Source organism: Candidatus Neomarinimicrobiota bacterium, from assembly GCA_034716895.1.
Lineage (GTDB): Bacteria > Fidelibacterota > UBA8477 > UBA8477 > JABMPR01 > JABMPR01.
Genome location: JAYEKW010000194.1, coordinates 1 through 21867 on the forward strand (window position 1 = coordinate 1; position 21867 = coordinate 21867).

At 46.8% G+C, this 21867-nt stretch carries 12 protein-coding genes; 1 reads left to right on the forward strand and 11 read right to left on the reverse strand.

What is annotated here, in order from left to right:
* Positions 1–196, forward strand: a 196-nt coding sequence (locus U9Q77_11605) for a hypothetical protein (GenBank protein ID MEA3288002.1), incomplete at its 5' end; no start/stop codon positions are given.
* Here the strand turns inward: U9Q77_11605 and U9Q77_11610 are convergent.
* The 11 genes from U9Q77_11610 to U9Q77_11660 all read right to left on the reverse strand — a co-directional run bounded on the left by U9Q77_11610 (position 153) and on the right by U9Q77_11660 (position 21606).
* Entirely contained in the window at positions 153–3179 is a 3027-nt protein-coding gene (locus U9Q77_11610; protein ID MEA3288003.1) for a DNA polymerase III subunit alpha, read from the reverse strand. The genes U9Q77_11605 and U9Q77_11610 overlap by 44 nt on opposite strands.
* Before the next feature lie 31 nt (positions 3180–3210).
* Positions 3211–3840 carry a transposase gene (locus U9Q77_11615; GenBank protein ID MEA3288004.1) on the reverse strand — a complete coding sequence of 210 codons (630 nt, stop codon included), beginning with the start codon at positions 3838–3840 and terminating at the stop codon, positions 3211–3213.
* On the reverse strand, positions 3837–5039 hold the full coding sequence (locus U9Q77_11620) for a hypothetical protein (GenBank protein ID MEA3288005.1): 1203 nt from the start codon (positions 5037–5039) through the stop codon (positions 3837–3839). Before U9Q77_11620 ends, U9Q77_11615 begins: the two co-directional genes overlap by 4 nt.
* Positions 5040–5659: 620 nt before the next feature.
* The gene (gene lexA / locus U9Q77_11625) at positions 5660–6268 is read right to left on the reverse strand and encodes a transcriptional repressor LexA (GenBank protein ID MEA3288006.1); all 609 of its coding nucleotides are present in this window, start codon (positions 6266–6268) and stop codon (positions 5660–5662) included.
* Positions 6269–6283: 15 nt separating this feature from the next.
* Positions 6284–6520 (reverse strand): hypothetical protein, encoded by a 237-nt coding sequence (locus U9Q77_11630; GenBank protein MEA3288007.1) that lies wholly within the window; start codon positions 6518–6520, stop codon positions 6284–6286.
* A 357-nt stretch (positions 6521–6877) separates the two neighbouring features.
* Positions 6878–7444 (reverse strand): hypothetical protein, encoded by a 567-nt coding sequence (locus U9Q77_11635; GenBank protein ID MEA3288008.1) that lies wholly within the window; start codon positions 7442–7444, stop codon positions 6878–6880.
* A gap of 159 nt (positions 7445–7603) precedes the next feature.
* Positions 7604–8197 carry a hypothetical protein gene (locus U9Q77_11640; GenBank protein ID MEA3288009.1) on the reverse strand — a complete coding sequence of 198 codons (594 nt, stop codon included), beginning with the start codon at positions 8195–8197 and terminating at the stop codon, positions 7604–7606.
* 11 nt (positions 8198–8208) lie between these two features.
* Positions 8209–19092: a FlgD immunoglobulin-like domain containing protein gene (locus U9Q77_11645; GenBank protein ID MEA3288010.1), complete on the reverse strand. Its 10884-nt coding sequence runs from the start codon at positions 19090–19092 to the stop codon at positions 8209–8211.
* Between the two features lie 30 nt (positions 19093–19122).
* Complete coding sequence (locus U9Q77_11650; GenBank protein MEA3288011.1) at positions 19123–20184, reverse strand: hypothetical protein; 1062 nt, start codon at positions 20182–20184, stop codon at positions 19123–19125.
* The gene (locus U9Q77_11655; protein MEA3288012.1) at positions 20178–21080 is read right to left on the reverse strand and encodes a hypothetical protein; all 903 of its coding nucleotides are present in this window, start codon (positions 21078–21080) and stop codon (positions 20178–20180) included. Before U9Q77_11655 ends, U9Q77_11650 begins: the two co-directional genes overlap by 7 nt.
* 268 nt (positions 21081–21348) lie before the next feature.
* On the reverse strand, positions 21349–21606 hold the full coding sequence (locus U9Q77_11660; protein MEA3288013.1) for a GIY-YIG nuclease family protein: 258 nt from the start codon (positions 21604–21606) through the stop codon (positions 21349–21351).
* Positions 21607–21867: the final 261 nt, after the last annotated feature.

Genomic DNA, 21867 nt, shown 5'->3' on the forward strand with positions numbered 1-21867 from the left:
TGTCAGAGCAGACGTTTCAGCAAGTGGATACCATATACCGTATAACCCTTATACCTTTATACCCCAGAATATTTTATTGACCCCCAATCTCAATGATTGTATCCAGGTACGCATTATGACGATGAGCTATAAATTTAATGATTTCCAGGAGTTCATGCGTGACCTGATTGCAATTGTTGGGGGCGTGGGCGGTTGACCTGCCTTGGTATGTTCACTTTATCAAGATACTCTATCTGCTTGACTGTGAGCGAGATAGCTCCGTAGTCTTCCTCTACCAGTCCATGTAGCAGGTAGGGACGGACGTTGCTGAGCATACGACAGAATTTACGGTAAACCTCTGGAAAAAAGACCGTCTCATAGATGGCTGTTGTGTCCTCAAAGCTAATAAATTCCATGGGCTCATTATTTTTGGTATGTACTACTTTTCCGGTGATGAGCCAGCCAATTACAGGCACTTCTCGACCGATATACTTTTTGAGATCGCAGGCCCGCACATAGGCCAAATGCCGTAGCAAACCTTGGTAGAGACTCAAGGGATGACGGGAAATGAGAAAGCCCAGAACATCCGTCTCATGCATGAGCATGGTCTTTTCGGAGTAAGCTCCTGTATCAGGGATGTAATAGCTGTCGCGCTCATTTAACTCTAATAGTGAAGTCGGTTTTTCCCTGCGCTGCTGGCAAGCCCGGGCCTGATACAGCTGCCACATGAGCTGTGGACGATTTTCCAAACCCTCCACCCCATCAAAACAGCCGGCTTTAATGAAAATCCGGACATCCGCCTGATCCAACTCCGGCATCCGCCTCAGGAATAGCTCAAATGAAGTAAAACGACCCCGTGCTTCACGTTCGGCAATAAGCAAATCCAGGGCAGTTCGTTTCACCCCTTTCAGTTGCATAAACCCGATCTGCACCCAGTCGTTCAAGCCAGTGTGCCGGATCTCAGAGGTATTGATATTAGGCAATAGCACTTTCAAGCCAAGACGACGTGCTTCCGAGTAATAACCAAAGGTGGAATAGTAGCCACCCAGATTGGTCATGACCGATGCAATGAACTCAGCTGGATAATGAGCCTTCAGATAAGCGGATTTAAAGGAAACCAAAGCATAGGAAGCAGAATGGGGCTTGCAGAACGAGTAACCGGAGAAGGACATGATCATTTCCCACAGGGTTTCGATCACAGAATCACTCACCCCATTCCGACGGGCACCTGAAACAAATTTCGCACAATAATCGCGCAATTTGGCCGCCTTGTGTTTTTTGGACATGACCTTGCGTAACTCATTACCTTCATCCGCATTAAAGCCGGCCAAACGCATGGCAACCTTGGTTACATCCTCCTGGTAAACCATTATCCCATAGGTCTCTTTCAGGGTTTCATCAAGTAATGGGTGAAGCGGAGCATAGTCGCCACCATGGAGCCGACGGACAAATTCTCGGATCCATTTATTGGCTGCCGGGCGGATAATACTGGAGGCGATCACCAGGTTCTCATAATCACCGGTCTGCATCTTACTCAGTAGTTGTCGGGTAGCCGGTGACTCCACATAAAAACAGCCCATGGTCCTGGCAGTCCGAATAAGCTCTCGGGTACGGAGGTCTTCCAGCGGATTCAATTTCCAATAGGGAATATCCACTCCGTAGTGTTCATGGACATCAGCCAGAATATCCCTGATAACCGCCAAAGAGCGATTCCCCAGCAGATCGATCTTCACCAGACCGAAATCTTCAGCCTGATCCTTCTCCCACTGAATGATCTGAACCCCTTTAGGTGCCCGTTGGATAGGAACATAGGTGGATATCTCATTGGGAGTCAGGACTACTCCTCCAGGATGGACACTGAGATAACGTGGGAAACCAGACAGGTAGAAGCCATTGCGAATAATCTCCGGCCAGGGTTTCTGGAGATCAAGGTCACTGAGAAGTGGATTAGTGGCCAGTTCATGAAAAGGATCGCTGACATACCAGAGATGGGAAAGCCGCTTGGTCACAATCCCGATCTCGCTCTCTGTCAGGCCATAAACCTTGGCCACTTCACGGATAGCGGACCGAGCCTTGAAGGTCACATGGTTGCATATCATGGCTGAATGAGAGTGCCCATAGGTCTTGAAGGTGTAGTTCAGAATATCATCCCGGGTATCCCAGGGGAAATCCACATCAATATCCGGTGGATCCTTGCGTCCCGGTGACAGAAAACGCTCAAAGAAAAGATTATGCTGAATGGGATCCACATGGGTGATCTTCAAAGCATAGGCAACAATACTGGCTGCAGCACTCCCCCGCCCGCAGGTAATGGGTGACTGTTGAACAATATCCTGAACAATGAGGAAGTAATTGGAAAAGTGTTTTGCTTTGACGGTTTTTAGCTCATGCTCAATGCGATTCCGAATCCGGTCTGTTATGGTACCATAGCGCTCCTGGGCACCCAGATAAACCCGATTTTTCAATTCCTGGAAATCCCGGGAATCATTAGACTCTGGAAAAATAAAATTATTCAGATCAGGACGCCACTGGCATTTGGCTGCCACCTCCTGGGTGCGCTCCATGGCATCCTCAGCAAAGGGAAGGACATCCAGAGTCTCCTGACGATTGTGGAGATAATTGTTCAGGGGTACCAATTCAGTTTCCGGCAGTCGTGATAGCTTGGCATTCAAATCAATGGCCCGCATGATGCGATGGAGTTGATGTCCCCTTGAAGACCCCATATAGACGGGAATATTGGCAACGGTGGCAAGTCCCTCCTCTTTGGCCCAGCGATACAGACTATAGCTCCCGGGCTCCAGAGAAACGTAGGTATCCTCAGAGCGATAGCTTTGCAGCAGATCGCGGTCCGGAGTGATCAGCACCAGCCCTTCCAGGCGGCCCACCAGGGCTTTTGGAAGATCGAAGGGCTGCTCTGCATGTCGTTGGGTGATGAGGCGGCTTAGATTAGAATACCCTGTCATATTCTTGACCAGCAGCACAGCCTTGCGCTGGTTAACATCATCCAGGGTAGCGCCTACGATCATATCCAGACCGTGTTCAAGAGCGGTTTGATAGAGATAGATCATACCGTACAGGTTATTGGTATCGGCAATGGCAAACTGCCGGTAGCCCTTTTTAGTCAGAAAATCGCAGAGATGTTTGGGTGACAGGGTCCCCCTCAGTAAGGAGTAGTGGCTGTGGACTTCTAGGGGGATCATACCTGATCAACATCCTGTGCTGCCAAAGGCATTAGACAATCGACATTTTATCAGAATTATAAAATCGGTCCATAGCCCAATTCTTCACATTATTTTGAATATACTGGGCAATACTGTAATCTGATTCAGGATTTCGAATGATGTGGTCGTGGTAACGTGGTTGCCAGGTAAAACTAGGATTAACCAGATGGGCACGTTTGGTTACGGCGGATTTGTATGATCGAATAATTGTTGATAATGAACCAGGTTTTGGTGAAATGGATGACATCTGATCATTTGTGGTGGTTCTGGGTGATTGTCCGGAAATGGTAGAGACGTTGCATGCAACGTCTCTACAACCATTGCCATCACCATAATCTGTATTTATACCAAATGCACAATCGGGTTTATCAATAATTACAATCCCATGTACATGATTTGGCATGATGACATATGAACCAAAACCAACAAAATGGAAATGTTGCGGGATTTCCTGCCAATAGGCCTGGGCAATTTCTCCAATTTCGGACAAATGCATGATCCCATCCCTGATTTCACCAAAATAATGATTTTGGTCAGCGGTACAGATCGTTACAAAATAGGCCGCATTGCTCCCATAATCCCATCCGCGTAACCGGGCAGATTCTATTCTATATGTATTTTTGAATTTTTCCGTATTCATGAATTTGATGGGACTCTAAGCTCTAACGCAACAGCGTGGGTCAATCCAAACCTCACAACCGGGTAGCCGTGGCGGGTGCGGAGTTTGTCCATGGCTTGATGCAGGGCACTGTGGCGGGCGGCATGGGGGTCAATAACCTGAGAGAACAGGCTGATCTGTTCGGCGGACTGGAGGAGTCTTTCAAAACCAATGGAAAGATAACGAACCCGGGTGCGTCGCTCGAAAAGCTGTTCAAAGATCTTTTGAGTCTGAAAAAACATGAGGTACTCCTGGTGAGTTGGCTCTGGAAAGCGGATGGTTCGGGTCACCACCTTGCTATCGGAATAGCGGCAAAAGATACGGATACTGTTGCTCTTCTTATGCTGCTGCCGCAACCTGACGCAGCCACTTTCGATGAGATAATAGATCACTCCCATGATCAAATGGTCATCATTGGTGTCTTCGCTGAAGGTATACTCCTCTTTGAGCTCTAAACGCCGTTCAGGGGGCAATACGGGGCTGTCATCCATCCCCATGGCCTTCTGATGCAAGGTCAGCGCTTGCCTGCCCAAAATCAGGACTAGTTTGTTAAGGGGTACTGCCGCCAGCATCCCAATGGTTTGAAGATTCAGTTCTTCCAGAAGTACCCGGTCAGTGGTTTGGCCGATTCCCGGCAGCATCTTTAGATCCAGAGGCTCCAAAAAGGTGCGCTCATTGCCCGGTAAGACATCAAAGAGCTCGGCATATTGGCGGATGTAGCGGGCAGCCACTGAGGACACCAGTTTGTTGATCGAGATACCGATGCTGGAGGTCAAATGAAAGGAATCACGGAGATCTTTGTGCATACGATAGGCACTATCCTTGATCCGTCCCAACAAGCGCGTGGTACCGGTCATATCGATGGCCACCTGTCCATAACGCAGTGGCTCAACATAGGGTGAGTAGTGGGAAACTTTTTCAGTCATGGCGGTCATGGCGCGCTGATACAGTTCGGGATTGGAATCCACCACAATGAGACGGTGTTCCAGTTTGAGGGCTCGGCGAAGCAGCATTCCGTTGTGCAGACCTTCGCGCTGGGCTTCACAGGAGGCAGAGAGTATGATGGCTCGTCCACCTGATCCAGAGGAAACCACCACTGGCCGGTTACGATATTTACTATTCGCCGCCTGCTCTACTGTGGCCGGGAAGGCGGGGACCTCGATGTGGAGGACGTCTTTCATGGTCCAAAGTCTGAAAGGCGAAAGTCTGAAGGTCGAAAGTCTGAAGGTCGAAAGTCTGAAGGTCGAAGGTCTGAAAGGCGAAGGTTTGAAAGGCGAAGGTCTGAAAGTCTGAAAGTTAGCCGGGTCGTAGTTGAAGACCTAGGTCGGTCGCAAGTCGCAATGCGGAATTCAGGGAGTAACCCAATGTGTCTGGGGGTTACCGGATGCATGGCACTAACTCGCCAGGCGGCTGTGAGTGATCACCTGTTGAACCTGACGTCTCTGTGGCAGGGTGAGTTCAGCCCTGTACTTGAATGAAAGTTTGGCTGCTGGCCTGGTCTGGGATATCGATCCAAACACAGGCCGCCTTCTACCTCGGGGACCGCGGATAAGGGTCGAAGCTGGGGTCATAATTGAATTGTATTTCATTTGATTCTCTAAGTTTATCCTGTTGGGCTAAAGCCCTTTTAACCCTGAGTTTCACCTATCCCCGCCCTGAAGGGCGGGGTAATTGATATGAGTGAAGCAGGAGTTACTGCAAGGCCCAAGTACCATATAGTTGCTGTTACTTACCCCGCCTTTCAAGGCGGGGGTATGAGAACATCCAATATTCCTTGTTCGATATTCTGCATTCACAACCACTACGCCTGGTACTGCCTCAGTAAACCCACTACCACTCCCTTGAGAGCAAATTCATCCTCTTCCCCCACCTGAATGGGCTTGTATTGGCCTGAGTTGTTGCAGGGGCGTAGCGTCACGCCGCCGGGATACAGATCCAGCTTTTTGACCGTGGCTTCACCATTGATGGTTGCCACCACGATCTGGCCCGTATCGGCCTTGGCCTGAGGTTTGACAATGATGACGTCCCCATCCTCAATATTGGCATCCATCATGGAATCCCCCCGTACCCGCAAGGCAAAATTATTGGTTCCTTTCAGAAGGTATTGAGGCACCTCTACCGGCTCAGGGATCTCAATGGCCTCAATGGGAATACCGGCAGTCACCACACCCAGAATATTAAGAACCATGGTTTCCCCCACCAGACCAGTGAGCCTGATATTGCGGGCGGTATTGCTTTTGTCAAACCCGATGTAGCCCTTTTCCCGAAGTATGTTCAGTTTCTTCTGAATGGAAAAATTGGAACCCAGACCGAAATATTCCCGGATCTCAGCAATGGTGGGAGCCATTTGATGGCTCTGGATGAACTGTGAGATATACTCGTAAAGATCGCGTTGTTTTTTGGTCAGCATTTGGTTACCTGTTGTCTAGGCTGGGATTCGAATCCCAATCTGGTTATTGCGAATTCCCGTTTGAATAATTGGCTGAGCGCTCCCTGCCACCAACTCAGAACTCCTCACCTTATCATCATTATATGCTTCACTGGAGCTGCATTTTGACCAACCAGCGCTTTCAGCAGGAAGTATTTCAACAAGATCGAAAACTTCTATTACATGTTGGATCAATCGTTCAGCGCGATCAAATTTTCCATAATCCTGATACATTTCGCCTCCACTTCTCTATCCACTGATTCTTATCGATTTAATATAGGTGTACAAAAGGTGTATGCCTAGAAAAATAATATCACCCGGCAAGATTTTATGCTAATCCTGACGCTGGTGACTGGGAGCTAACGTTGTGAAATTTGAAATTAGAAACTTGAATATTTGTAGATCGCTGATGATGAATCCTTAGCAACCATGCTGTAGTTCAGATAGCAGAACCTGCTTCTTGCGTTAAGCAATTGGAGAAACTGTCTGATAATAAAAAGCCCCGTCCTTCGATATACTCAGGTTCCGGGGCTATTGGTTAATTTATGAGTTTCCAGACTGAGATTCGAATCCCAGTCAGGAATTTGAGATTTATTTGAATTCGATAGAGACGATCCTGCCGTTCATGTCAAATACAGCAACACCATTATCATAGAGCCATACCTGATTTTTATCATCTACAATATAGCGTTCGATGGGTTCACCATACTGGCGATAGATCCGTTCCTGATCAGATCCTCTGATGAGAATTGGCGGGGCTTTTTCCTCAGGCTCCAGGGGAACTGCTGGTCCCAGCTCTTTTACCAGGGTCAGTTCTTGCTCCATAGCCTCCAGACTGGTGATCAGTGCCTCCAACTGGGCTTCCATTTCAGGTGAAACGCCTTTACCGCTCTCAGCAATAGCTCTTTTTAAAATCTTGATCTGTTTCACAATAACAGGGATCTGTTTTCCCAGTTTGCCCTGATTCTTTTTAAGCGACTTGACTTCTTTCTCCAAAGCGCCGATCTTTTTGATCGCCATCTGCTGAAACTTGGCATTCTTGCTATTCTGAGCCTTTAGCTTTTTATCAACCTCGGCACTGGTGACACCTGAAGAACAGTTCCACATCAATAGGGAGGTTATGGACAACACGATAATAATTTTTAGTGATCTTATCATTTTTCTAATCTCAATCTTTTTATTTCATGCTTATGGTTGGTGGTCTCATAAAAGTGCTCTCGCAGAGACGCAGAGTTTATTTGTGGGTGCCTTTCACAGCTAATCTGACAATTCGATAAATTTCTTCCACATGGATCAACATTAATTGCATCAAATTAGCTATATATTTTGTAAAGCCTCAATCTTTTTGATCAGATCAGCCCGACCTTTATTGGTGCTGACATCAACTGTAAAGGTCTCATCCAGTTTTTGCACCCAGGTCAATGCCGTACTAAAACTCCCCTGTGCATAATGAGAAGCTGCCACCATTATGATGATATCCATATAATTGATGCGCCAGTCATGGGTAAATTCAAAAACTGGACGGAAAGTGTACAGCTCTGTCCCGCGAGTGATCGCCCTGCCATAATCACCTGAAACATGATAACTCAGGGCTAAACCAGCCAGCATTTCGAAACGGACTTGACTGCTATCAACTGTAATATAGTCCAGCCCCTCACTGAAAATGGCAATAGCTGTATCCGGGCTGTTGAATTCCACATAGCACCAACCCGAACCATTATAGCCATCTATGTACATGGAATCCATGGTGACACCTTCCTGAAACTCAGCATACGCAGCCAGAAAATCCCGCTCAGCATACAAGGTCCAACCATATTCCACAAAATCGTCTGCTTCCGGTTCTATCTTTTCCCGACACCCCATGAATAGGGTTAATAGAAGCAGTGCCAGGATCATTGTCATTTTCTTCATCTCAACACCTCCTACCTGAGAACCAGCATTTTAACGGTTTTGATATACCCTTTGCCCGTCATTAATCGGGCGAAATAGATCCCACTACTGACCTGGCGGCCCTGTTCATCCAGACCATTCCAGGTGATGGAATACTGACCCGGTTGAAGCTGGGTGTTCACCAGATTGCGAATCTCCTGTCCCCTGATATTGTAAATACTGAACTCTACATTCTGATCGAGACCATCCAAAAATCCAATATCATAATCGATTGAAGTGGCGGGGTTAAACGGATTTGGATAATTCTGGGATAATTGGCTATGTTCCGGCACAATAATAGTCCGTGGTCCCAATTTAAAAGCGCCCATGCTCTCGGCCCAGGACCTGACCCTTTCACCATCATTGATGGAAGGTAATTCAACATAGTCACCAGCCTCGTCACGAAGATAGATCGCCTGATCACCTGTTGAGACCTGCATGCTGACCATGACCGGTTCAGCCAATCTCACACCGTCGCTGAGCACCCTGTAACGGGCATCATCAATGGAACTGAGCGTACTATCCAGGATAGCCAGTTGTGAAGAATAATGAACACTTCTCGCGGTCCCCCTGACCTCAAACAGATCATCAGGGCTACGGGCCAGCCACTCCACGCCACTCCGCGCCAAACTGACGGTAATATTGGTAGCGATGGTTGTATCACCCACCCAGTTGGACGCATACAATTCAAAACTATTGAGTCCTTCGGCGGCGATCTCCACCGTGGCCAGATAACTGAATGTATCGATCTCAGTAAGTTCCAGCGTATCTCCGGCATGGGTGAGAATCAGAGTATCGATCATCCCCAAACTATCTACGATCATCATTTCGTAGAAGTGCGGGTAAGCCGGATTCTTGTAAAATGCCAATACTGGCGTTGGGATATCGTAAATACCCATGGTTACATCGATGGAAAGGGTATCCTGTAATGGATCATTGGTCGCCAATCGGAAAATGCCTTCATAGCCGCCAACCGTAAAACCGGCGAGATCAATATTAAATGCAATATCAACACTATCCGCATAACCTAGCGTGCCGGATTCAGTGGAGAACGTGAGCCAGGCAGGTGCCTCAACCAAGGACCAGCGTAGATCAGTCAATCCCAGATTCTTTAAATTTACCAGTGTATCCAGATTCGTAAAACGGCTCATATCGACGGCAATACTGTCCGTATTCAGCGCTGCAAAGGCAGCCGATGTGGTCACATGAAAGGTATCAGCCACTGCGGAAGTATCCTCTGGGTCAAAACCCTTAACAAACCATTCCACAATACTCACAGGATAATCCATAACTGATACATCTACGGTGAGAGCAGTGTCCAGGGTAGCGATAGTCGTATCATAGCCACTCCCCTGCATGGTGATCTCGTAACGAACCTCATTTTCCTCGATATCAAATGCAGTTGTCCAGGAAAAGGTCAACAACAAGCCATCTGCCGGCATCAGTTGAGTGCTATCGGCGGGCAGCAGTAATGTCACTGGTTCAGGTGGATCGTTAACATTGATCACAGTCAGGACGCAGAGAACTGAATCCTGAAGCCCCAGGAGATCAGTAACATAAGTGGTATAGCTATGTTGACCAACGGCCGAATCGACTGGAGTCCAACTCATGGTTCCAACAGAATCAATGGTCATCCCGGCTGGAGCTCCAACTCCCAGAGAATAAATAAGACTATCGCCTCTGGTGGTTTCAAAATCCGGGTCAGTTGCATAATGAAGATAAGTAAAGGACTCATCCTCCAACGTTGTGGTATCAGACGCAAAAGTGAAGAGCTCCGGAGCCGAATTAATGATGAATTGGAAAGTATCCAATGTGGCTGAAGCCTGGCGATTCCCGGCGCTGTCAACTGCCAGCAAGCGGATGAAATAATTCTCATGGTTGGTCAGGGTATCAGCAGCAATACTATAGTTCCAGATCCCGTCGTGAATGATGGGTAACTCAAGACTGGTACTATCAGATACCCAATCCGCGCCATCCCAGTACAGGGTATCGGATTCACGGCTAAGATCCAGCCACAGGATGTCCACACCAGCAAGTCCGTCAGAATACAAACCACCAAATGAGTTAACATCCACCCAATCCTCGATCAGATAGTAGGGGTTGACCGCACTGGTGGAGTTCGGTGTTTCCAGATCTGCCATAATCGCAGAACTACTGAGAATATCGGAGATATTACCAGCACCATCCGATGCTCTTACATTCAATACGTATTCATCTGCATGTGTATAGGTCATCAGCGTATCCAGAAAGGTTGTATCAACTGACTGCCAGGCTACAAAATCATCGCTTCCAACAGCATTTCCAATAGCATATTCGTATCCGGAAATGCCTGTGGTCGCATCACTGAAATTCTGCCAGCGTGCTTTAAGAGTATCTACCTCATTGATATATGGATCAGTAGTTGTACTTCCGGTAACAAAGCTACCGACAATGGGTATAACTTGATCGATGGTAAGCCAGTTAACCGTTATGGCACCGGTTGTATCATTCCCACGTCCATCTACCATGAGTATGCGAAGATCAAATTGCAGACCTTCACCAAAACCTGACAATGATTCGATTTCAGTCGAATCGATGGTAATGGATAACTCCGAAAAGTTAGCTGTCGCTATGGCAACAGGATCACCGAGATCGGTGTAACTTTCAAAACCAACATGACCCTGAACCTGAAAATAGCCACCCAGAAGACTGGTATCAGCAATCGCCGGTGTAGAAACAACCACTTCAATTCCTGAGTTGGATGCATTCCAAAAACCATTGGCTACCATACCGCCAACCGTTGTGGTATCATTAATGACCGGTAATTCGGGTCCATCCAGATCAATGGTCAAGCGCTGGTAAACTTCACTACCCACCTCTTGATTACCAGCGTAATCAAGTAAACCGGCAGTTACAGCCATTTCATAATTTGAGCCGAACCCGGCCAGGGCACTCAGGGTTGCATGGTCAAGTGTCAAGGTTAGGGTTGTATTGATGGCAGATATGGTCACAGTGTCAATATCCGCTGGTTCAACCAGCTCCGGTGGAAATGTATCCAGATTATGCAAGCTCACTTTGATGATAGCACTACCGTTTAAGAGACTGGCATCATCAGCAATGGGAACTTCCAGAGAAATGCCCGTGTTGGTGTTATTGTATGCATTTGTCACAACGGTCCCGTCTGTAGCGGTCAAAAGTCCACAATCAAATGGTGCAGGCGGACCCACATCAATGAGAATCTCATGTGTTGAGGTTCCGCTGATGGTTTCATTCCCTGCCCGGTCCTGAATCAATATCCTGGAATACAAGGTCTCAAGATCATCAAAATTCGAAAGTGCTGCGATATCACTACTGGCAAACCGAATTGTATCCTCACCCGGTATGAAAAAGCTATCGACAACTACCAGCTCATAGGGGTTCTCATCTGAAGTGCCGCCAATAGACATCAACACCTGGACAAAACCAGTCACCAGACTCGGGTCACCTCCAGTCACTACTGGAACAGCCAGCAACAGACTATCTGCCCCTGAATTCCAAACACCATCCACCTGATTACTGCCCTTGACAATAAGTGCTGTGATATCAGGAGCAACAGGTGCTGCCCGATCGATCTCAAGAGTCACACTACTGGTGTTGGAGGTAGTTACATTACCGGCAACGTCAGTGACAATAGCCCTGAATTCTATAGTAAGACCATCTACAAAACCAACTCCACCTTCCAGGTTTTCGATCTCAGTATCCGGGATAGAAATAGCCACTGAACCGGTGAGTGCATTAATGTTTTGAGATGTGGGAAACACCTCGAATACCGCATCCCCGGGAATCAGATCGCCAGAGAGTTGCAAAGTACCACCGACCAGCGAGATATCATCGGCAATAGGAACTGTTACAGCGATCCCGGTATTGGTATTATTCCAGTACCCGGTCATGATATCATCACCAGTGGTCACCAGATCAATAAAGTCATTTGCCACGGGGAATATCTCGTCAATCTTCAATTGGTCAGAACTTTCGGAACCCAGGGTTACATTTCCAGTCGCATCGGTAATAAAGGCATCAAAAGTGAAGATCATTCCCTCAATATCTACGGCAAGTCCTTCCAGTTCAGCACGAGTGATGGGGATATCCATGTCCACCAGTTCTGTGATAGTGATCGGTGCCAGCATACTCTCTGCTTCAGCACCATCAATGGATACGCGTAATTGAACATTACCGCCGATGAGAGAATTGTCAGTTGGATCAATGGGAACCGTAACCTCAGCACCATCATTTCCAGCATTGAAGTATTGGGGGACAACGGTGCCGCCGGTTGCTGTGACAGTCCCAACGGTAAAATCTGCAGGATCGCTATAATCAACGACCAGTGTATTAATACCTGCCAGGCCTGATGTAAGATTGCCAGCTATGTCGGTGATCAGTGCCCTGAATTGCAAGGTGTCTCCATCAGTAATACCGTAGCTGGTCAGATCAGCAGCTGATAGAATGGTTGCGTGGGTAGTATTGATGGTTACTAAAATTGAATCACTGCCTATATCACTAAAACTACCAGCAACACCAGCGGCCGCCTGAAGTTGCAGCGTACCGCCTATTGATGATGTCTCAGCATCCAGGTCAGTTGAGATGGTGATATCCTCATTGGTCAAATTCCAATAGCCTTGATTGACATTGCCACCTGAGACTACGATAGTTCCAGTGGTGGTCTGAGTCGGGTCAAGCTGATCAATGATCAGTTCAACACCGCTTGTAGCACCAATTGTACTGTTTCCGGCAATATCCGTAAGGATTCCACGTACTTGAATGGTTCCACCTGCAAAATAGCCAGCAAGTTCAGTTTCCAACTGAGTTCGGGTGATACTTAGCGTAACCGGGTTCGTGCCTACAGCAACATTATTTCCCAGTGCGGCAAAAGCATTTGCATTCACTCGTGCTTCCAGATAAGCGACTCCCCCATTCAGGGATACATCGGTACCGGTCACAGGTAGAATGACTTCAAAATCCGTATTGTCCTCATTCCAGTAACCCGTAACAACCGGATCGCCAATTGTGAGGATATCACCTGAAGTAAACGCCTCTGGAACAATCCCATCGATGAGAATATCGTTGTTGTCAGCCAGATTGTCGTCAACAGGCAGGGTAAGTAGAACATCGTTCTCAGCAGCATCTCGCAGGGTGCCGGCCGAAAGATTGATATCTGAGATGGTCAGATCAGGACTGACATCGCCGACCTGAACCGTGTAGATTCCACTGGCAGTTGTTGAAGTGCTAAAAGCGGGTATAGTAACTTCGCGGTCAGTGTCGCCTGTTTCCAGGGTCAATATTAAATTGCCCCCTTCCAGAGTTACTGTTTCGGAAAATTCTACGTCAATCTCCAGAGTTTCAGTTAGACCCAGTGAATCAGTCAGCACAGTACTACTTAAACTCACGATGTAGGGTACATCACCATCAATTATCAAAGCGCTGTTATCGGCTAGATTCTCACCAACCGGTAAACTCAGATCGATATTGTTTCCGGCAGCATCCCGCAGAGTGCCAACACCATAATCAAATCCTGTGACATCCAGATCTGCGGACACCTCATCTTCAGCAACTGTGTAGCGTTCAGTGATCTCATCCAGCCCTGTAAAAACAGCTGTGGTCAATTCAGCATCTGTATCTCCCGTTTCCAGAGTGGTTACCAGAACATCGCCGGCCAAGGTAACCGCTTCACTGAATGAAATGGTTATATCAGCAAATTCACCAATGCTGAGGCTACCCCCTGCTGGTGAGGATGTGATCTCAATTATTGTCGGATTCACACGGTCAACCAGGAGAGTGGTCACACTGGTAGTACCCGTATTGCTATTTCCCACCGAATCTGTAATTATGGCTGTGAATTGTACAGTGGCACCTTCTGAAAATCCGTTGATAGCTTCAAACACACCTAATGTAAAGCTTTCGGTTTGATCTACACCGATGGAACTTATCGTAGCACTTGAACCAAGATTTTCAAAAGCATTGGCACCCGTTCGAGCCTGGATCTGCAAGGTCCCATTCTGCAATGAGGCATCACTGGCGATGGGTACTGTAACCTCAACATCTGTATTGGTATCGTTCCAGTAACTGGCGGTTATTGTTCCGCCAGAGGTGATAACAGCTCCCACCGTAAAATCTGCCGGTGCAACACCATCTACTACAAAATCACTGCTACCCGCCAAATTGTCGGCGCTGCCGGGCAAGGTCAGATCAAGATCATTACCAGCAGCATCCTGGAGACTACCAGCAGACAATGTGATGTTAGATGCTGTCAGATCAGGACTGGCATCTCCGCTCTGAACCGTGTAGGTGCCCGCACTAATGGAACTATTGTTGATGCTGGAAATGGTGACCTGACGATCAGTCCCACCTGTTTCCATGGTTACAATCAGGTTACCGCCCACCAGGGTAAGTGCTTCGCTGAAGGTGACAGTCACATTGATCTCATCACCCAGGATGTAATTGCCATCAACAGTTGTGGATGTTATGGTAAGAATGGTGGGGATTACTCCGTCGATCTCCAAATTACTATTGTCTGCCAGATTATCAGCTCCAGGTAAGCTCAGGTCGATATCATTGCCGGCTGCATCCCGTAATGTACCAACACTCAAGGCTACCAGACTTACATTCAGATCACTGGCTACCTCACCTTCAGATACGGTGTAGGTCTCGGTGAATGAGATCGCATCTGATATGCTTGAAGTGCTAAGCTGGGCATCAGTATCTCCGGTTTCCAGAGTCGTTATTACCGTTCCGCCAACCAGGGTAACCGCCTCACTGAGGGTTATTGTGATATCGACGCTGCCGCCAACTTCGATATTATCAGACCCTGGAAGAGAGGTAATACTTGAGATAGTGGGATCTGTCACATCTGCTGTTAGAGTGGTTGCACTGGGAGTACCAGTTGTATAATTAAAGACATCATCACGGATGACAGCTGAAAAGGTCAGGACTGCTCCATCTTCATAGCCGGAAATATTGATGATATTGTTATAGCTCAGGGAAATAATCTTATTGGCATCTACAGCCAGAATGGATGAGCTATCACCGACTGCTTCAAAAGCATTGGATCCCACTTTTGCTGTAATGAGGACTTTCCCGCCCTGGAGACTGGCATCATCAGCAATGGGTACGGTGACATTCACACCGGTATTAGAACTATTCCAGTAATCGGCAACCACAGTACCACCCGTAGTGACTACTGTGGATACTTGAAATGCTGCTGGACTATCACCATCAACTACAATATTTCTTGTATCATCGATGTTCGAAATACCGGCAATATCCGTGAGATCGACATCATTACCTCCAGCATCCTGAAGTGAACCTGCGGATAAGCTTAATTCCGTGACGGTCAGATCTGAACTAACATCTCCAGCAGCCACTGTATAGGTTTGGGTTCCAGTAGTACTGCTTGAAATGGTTGAAATAAGCACATTCGTTCCGCTGGCATCATGATCAACTTCCAGATCTCCCCCACTTAGCGTCACTGCCTCACTGAAGGTGATGGTTATATTGATGTCAGCATAGACACCATAGTTGCCATTTGCAGTAGTAGAGGATATTGCTGTAACTGTTGGTAATACACCATCAACGACAATGGCACTAGTTTCCGCAATATTGTCTAGAGGCAGTTGCGTAAGGTCAGCCTGGTTACCGGCTGCATCGATAAGATCTGCGGTTCCTATTGATAAGGCGATGGCGCTGACTGTTAGATCACTGGTCTCATCATCTTCAGCAATGGTGTAAGTCTCAGAAATGCTGTTGGTATTGGCAATGGTCTCAGTAGACAATTCAGCTGATGTATTTAGTGTGGTAATCAGATTACCACCGCTGAGGGTTACATTTTCATCAAAAGTGATGGTCACATTGACATCATCGCCAACTCCGTAGGTTCCGTTGGCGGTATTTGAGCTGATAGCTGTAATGGTTGGGGCAGTTGTATCAATGGTAAAAGTGTTGGCACTTTGGGTACCAGTGGTGGTGTTCCCACCATCATCAGTGATCACAGCTGTTATTTTCAGAACCAGGTCTTCAGCATAGCCGGCAATCCCTTCAACATCTGCTTCTGTTAGGGTAACGGTAAGATCGCCACCCAGATGACCGCCGGCAATAGCCACTGCCGATCCAACATCAACCGCTCCTGAAATATCGTTAAAAAAGGCCTGGACCTGAACGCTTCCTCCAGCGAGACTGTTCTCTATGGCGATTGGAACCGCGACTGTCATTCCTGTATTGGTGTCATTCCAATAGGTGTCAACCACATCTCCGCCTGTCACGGTTACGGTGCCCACTGTAAAATCAGCCGGATCAGCTCCGTCAACTAAAATATCCGATCCATCATCAATATTTGTGACACCTGAAATATCACTGAGATCAACATCATTTCCCCCAGCATCCTGTAAGGTTCCTCCCACTGATAAACCCAGAGCAGTAACTGTTAGATCATTACTGGCATCGCCGGAAGCTACGGTGTAGTCTTGAGTCCCGATTGTGGTGCTTAGAATGGATGTGATGAGCACATCGGTGGCGCTGGCATCATGGTCTACTTCCAGATTTCCCCCGCTTAAAGTCACGGCCTCACTGAAAGTAACTGTAACATTAATGATATCATCAACACCATAGCTGCCATCAGCCGAGCTTGACGTTATCGAAATGATCGTAGGGTCGATTCCATCAATAACCAAAGCACTCGTAGTGGCCAGATTGGATGCCGGCAATGCCAGATCAATGGGGTTTCCAGCGCCATCCACAAGATCAACACTTCCGCCGGATAGTGTCAGACTTGTGACCGAAAGATCGGTTGATTCATCCAATGCCAGTACAGTGTAGATTTGGGAAAGTGAGCTGATATTGGTAATACTTGAAGTAGTTAATTGGGCTGATGAATTCAAATTTGTGAGCAGATCTCCACCGCTGATGGACACATTCTCAGAGAAGGTAATGGTAACATTGACTTCATCACCGATACCGTGAGTTCCATCTGAGGTTGTGGAACTGATGGCGGAAATATCCGGAACCGTTTCATCAATAACAAAAGTGTTGGCACTTTGAGTTCCTGTCGTACTATTCCCACCAGCATCAGCCAATACTGCAGTAATTTTTAGAGTTTGATCATCTGCAAAACCGTTCAATCCTTCCAGTTGGGTGTCAGTTAGAGAAACCGTGACATTCCCACCCAGATTTGTCCCCAGGATAGTGACCGCATTTCCGAAACTCTCCGCTCCTGAAATATCAGCAAAGAATCCCTGAATCTGAATCGTTCCGCCTTCTAAACTGGGGTCGTTGGCTATTGGAACCAGGATATCTATCCCTGTGTTGGTACTATTCCAGTATCCGCCAACCACATCATTCCCTGTCATGGTCACTGTGGAAACCGTGAAGTCCGCTGGGGCAGCGCCATCAATGGATATTGCATTATTGTCAGCCAGATTGTCAGCGCCTGGTAAAGTCAGGTCGACTGAATTGCCACCTGCATCCACCAGACTGCCACCGGACAAGCTCAGCGATGTTACCGTAAGGTCAGAACTGGCATCTCCACCTGCGACAGTGTAGATTCCGCTGGCAGTTGTACTGTTGCTAAATGGTGTAATGGTCACATCGGTATCACTGGCATCAATATTCACCAGCAGATTTCCACCGCTCAACGTAATGGACTCACTGAATGTGATGGTAACATTGACTGTCTCATCCACACCATAACTAACATCATCGCTGGTTGAAAAAATATTTGTCACTGAAGGGGTACTTCCATCCACTACCAGGTCAGTATTATCTGCTAAATTGGAGGAGATTGTTACCAGATCAGCATTATTTCCAGCAGCATCCAGCAGTTTTGTACTCCCACCTGATAAGGCAAACGAGGTCACATTCAATGATGGTGCATCATCGCCCTCAGCAATGACATAAGTTTCTGAAAATGAGGCGGAATTCAAGGCATTAGTGGTGAGTTGGGCACCGGCGTTCAAATTTGTAAGCAAATCACCACCGCTTAGTGTAACGGTCTCATCAAAGTTAACTGTAACGTTGACAGATTCGCCCACACCATAGGTGCCATTTGCTGTAGAAGATTCGATAGAGCTGATTGAGGGGGAGGTTTGATCGATATACAGGGTTGTGATACTCGCTGTTGCCTCAGTGCTATTCCCGGCTACATCACTCAAAGTTGCGGTTAATGAAAATGTCTGCGAATCCAGGAACCAGTCTTTATTGACGAAATCGGTATCATCTAGATCGATGGTTTGATCAGTACCGGCGATGAGTACAATTTCAGCTGACCCCAGGTTTTCGGCAGCGTTAGTCCCAACAGAACCAGTAATTTGCAATGATCCGTTCTGCAGCGTTCCATCAGCTGCTATGGGAACGGTAACTGCCAGATCCGTATTGGTATCATTCCAGTAACCAGCTGATACATTGCCACCTGAAGTGATGACGGTACCAACCTGAAAACCTGCAGGAGCAGTCTCATCAACAACTATCCCGGTTGCCAGAACAGTTGTATCGACGGAGCTCAAACCACTGGTTAGAAAAATGGCCACAATGTCAAAGGAATCGCCATCACCAAAACCACCAGCATCCTCAATTTGAGTAGCGGTCCGTGAAATCGATTTATTTTCCTGAGCAGAAGCAGTTTCAGCATCACCTATCTGGATATAGGTGTCATCATCATTGACCTCAATTTGCAGGTTAACCCACCTGATGGTGCCATCGTTTGGAACGATGAAATCAGCCTGACCACCCGTATTGCCAGCATTCCAATATCCTGAGGTCACGGTTCCACCAGTTGTCACAAATGTTTGTCCCATAAGGAGAGAAGCATTCACAAGAAGTATGAATAACAATGCTTTAAGCATTTTGGAGGTCAATTTTTGGTATTTTTTCTGCATAATAGTATTCTCTAAAATTCTTTTAAATGCTTACAACTCTAATCCGGTGGAAAGTCTTAATTCCAGCCACCAGGCATTACCTACCGGATCAATATCGGAGATCAAAACACCACGGGTACCCAGGCGGAAAAATGTGTTCTTGGTCGGGCGAAAACGATAATTCAATTCCAACATACTGCCCATACTGCGGCTCCACAGTCCAAATCCCACCACCGCCCCGGCGTGGTCTCCAATGGTAGAACCCTGCAAAATATAGGAAATCCCTTCGAAAGTGCCCCCTTCCGGGTAGGAATTCGTAAAACTAAAGCTTGAGACTTCAAACAGAATGTACAACGGGATGCTCTCCACATACACTTCATAGGGTAATTTGAAGGTGACACTGCCATCAATAAATGAATACCATGAGAATAGCGGGTCAGAAACTGCAAAAGGTGAAGCGGCATTGACGGCCAGATGAGCACCATGCAAGAAACTGTTTTTCAGGAGTCCCGGCGCTGGTCCCATATCCTTTTTCCGACTCCTGATCGGCTCAGTGACCACTTCAGGTTCAGGTGCTGTAGCTTGCTTGGGATCCTCGCCATACAATTCTTTAACCAAGGCTTCGTAATCAATATCCGAATTGGTAGAACCACTAAAGCCCTCTTCGATAGTATCAAGGCTATCAACCTGATCAGCAGTGGACTCGGATTGAGCCAGGACTGGTTGAGGCGCTATGAATAGGAGGATAAAAGTGAAAATTAATACTAACGGCTTCGCAAAAAGCACCTCTCGCCCGCCTGCGTATAACTTCGTGCGGGCAGGCAGAGCACGCAGAGACGCAAAGTGTTGATTATCATAAACATACGCCATATTTCCGTAACCTGTTATGAATATTGTAGTTAAGTCGATATTCATGCTTTTTTTAAATACTTTTTGCGGTGGCGTCAATACTGAAACTTTAAAATTGAAGATTGGAATACGGGGCAAATCAGAATGCTCGTGCTTTAACTCAGGGCTACAGATCGCCGCAGTCGTTACACTCTCTCGCGAAGACGCATGAAAGAGACCTTCATGTACTTCGAGGTGTCTGCTATTGGGTTTCAGGACTACCACAGTTTGATCCCAGTTGTGAAACGCGGTTCTAACCACCAGCCAGAGCCAATGGGGTCAATATTGTAAGCCCAATTCCAACGATAACCTGCCGAAATGAATATTGATTGATACTGGTAAGAATATCCCAGTCCAGCCATGATGCCAAACGTCGGTGCATACATCCCCACCCCGGCTTCGGCTTCCAGACCGAAAGCTTCGGCTCGCACCATGGGCATAATTGAGACACCGGTAAAGGAGCCACCAGCGGGGAATGAATTCTTAAAATTGAAGCTGGATACATCGAGCAGAAAAGAAATATTGGCTGGATCCACTTCATAGTGCCAGGGAAATTCAATACTCATGGAATAATCCATATAGGAATACCAGGTGCTCATTTTGTCCGCAACATACTGGGGTGAATAGAATGAAATGGTCAACCCCGTGCCCTCCATGAAGGTTCCGTGGACAGCTTGCCTAAAATTTAAGGGGTGGTCGGAGAATTCTGTTTCTGTGAATTGATCAGTGGAGTCCACTCCAAGCGAATCATCGAAGTTAAAGTCATCACCAAAGCCCCAATCGTCTTCGATCTCAGTTGTATCAGCTGTTTCCTCATCCGATTCATCATCATAATCACCGAAGAAGTCATCCTCTTCCACAGTGGTTGTATCAGCCTCTTCGTCATCTTCAAAATCGAAGGAGAGGTCATCACTACCCAGATCGAATTCATCACCAAAGAGCAGGCTCTCATCTGATTCATCTCCAAACAGATCCTCTTCCTGGCCATAGACTGCAGGAGGCATGCCCAGCAATAGAATTGCACCTAAAGCAGCCACTGCACTTTTCAATTTGATCCACTTGAAGTAATTCAAAACCATTGACATGTCATCCTGGTACTTTTTTCGGTCTATTCTGACCATTTTTTCATTTAATCATGAAATTTATGATAAGTCGTGTTTGAAACAAGTCTTTACCTGAGAATGTGACCTAGGCCAAGAGCTTGTGTTTCAGGTAGTAATTCAGGGTTGTTTCAAGGGTTGGATGTGGTTCTTTTTGTGGTGGGCAAACCTATGTTCATATCGACCACGTTCACCTTACTGCATTTTCGAACCCATGGTGCTTTACTGAAACACCTTTCAGGTTCGAACATATAAAATTGTCTTTAAAGAGCGGAGAAGGTGGGCAGACCTACGTTTTCACTTTGGTCTGTAAAATTCGTTTCTTCAATATCGTTTTACCAGATCCACTCTTAAAATATTTTTCCAAAGTACGTGCTTTGGATGAACTGGAGACAGCAATATAGGCTGTCAATTCAAGTGGAATATATGGTTTAGTTGATTTACACTTGCCGGTGCTGTGTTGAGACAATCGAATTTTTAGATTACTGGTCGAGCCTACATATAGGTAGTTCTTTTCTCTATTTTCAAGACAATAAACATAATGCATAATTTTAAATCCACTTGGATTAAATAGTTGGCAACCACCAGCAAATCGCTAATACCCAAAGCCCCCACACGTTGGTCAAATAATCCGTTTGCCTGCCAACCGAAGATCCCGACGACCAAGTCGGGACGTAGGTTGAGCGGAGAAGGTGGGCAGACCTACGTTTTCACTTTGGTCTGTAAAATTCGTTTCTTCAATATCGTTTTACCAGATCCACTCTTAAAATATTTTTCCAAAGTACGTGCTTTGGATGAACTGGAGACA

Bases quoted from the DNA above. Each gene is read 5' to 3' on its own strand.
- U9Q77_11615 (MEA3288004.1), bottom strand. From the start codon at position 3,840: ATGAATACGGAAAAATTCAAAAATACATATAGAATAGAATCTGCCCGG.
- lexA (MEA3288006.1), bottom strand. From the start codon at position 6,268: ATGCTGACCAAAAAACAACGCGATCTTTACGAGTATATCTCACAGTTC.
- U9Q77_11645 (MEA3288010.1), bottom strand. From the start codon at position 19,092: ATGCAGAAAAAATACCAAAAATTGACCTCCAAAATGCTTAAAGCATTG.
- U9Q77_11640 (MEA3288009.1), bottom strand. From the start codon at position 8,197: ATGAAGAAAATGACAATGATCCTGGCACTGCTTCTATTAACCCTATTC.
- U9Q77_11655 (MEA3288012.1), bottom strand. From the start codon at position 21,080: ATGGTCAGAATAGACCGAAAAAAGTACCAGGATGACATGTCAATGGTT.
- U9Q77_11610 (MEA3288003.1), bottom strand. From the start codon at position 3,179: ATGATCCCCCTAGAAGTCCACAGCCACTACTCCTTACTGAGGGGGACC.
- U9Q77_11620 (MEA3288005.1), bottom strand. From the start codon at position 5,039: ATGAAAGACGTCCTCCACATCGAGGTCCCCGCCTTCCCGGCCACAGTA.
- U9Q77_11630 (MEA3288007.1), bottom strand. From the start codon at position 6,520: ATGTATCAGGATTATGGAAAATTTGATCGCGCTGAACGATTGATCCAA.
- U9Q77_11660 (MEA3288013.1), bottom strand. From the start codon at position 21,606: ATGCATTATGTTTATTGTCTTGAAAATAGAGAAAAGAACTACCTATAT.
- U9Q77_11635 (MEA3288008.1), bottom strand. From the start codon at position 7,444: ATGATAAGATCACTAAAAATTATTATCGTGTTGTCCATAACCTCCCTA.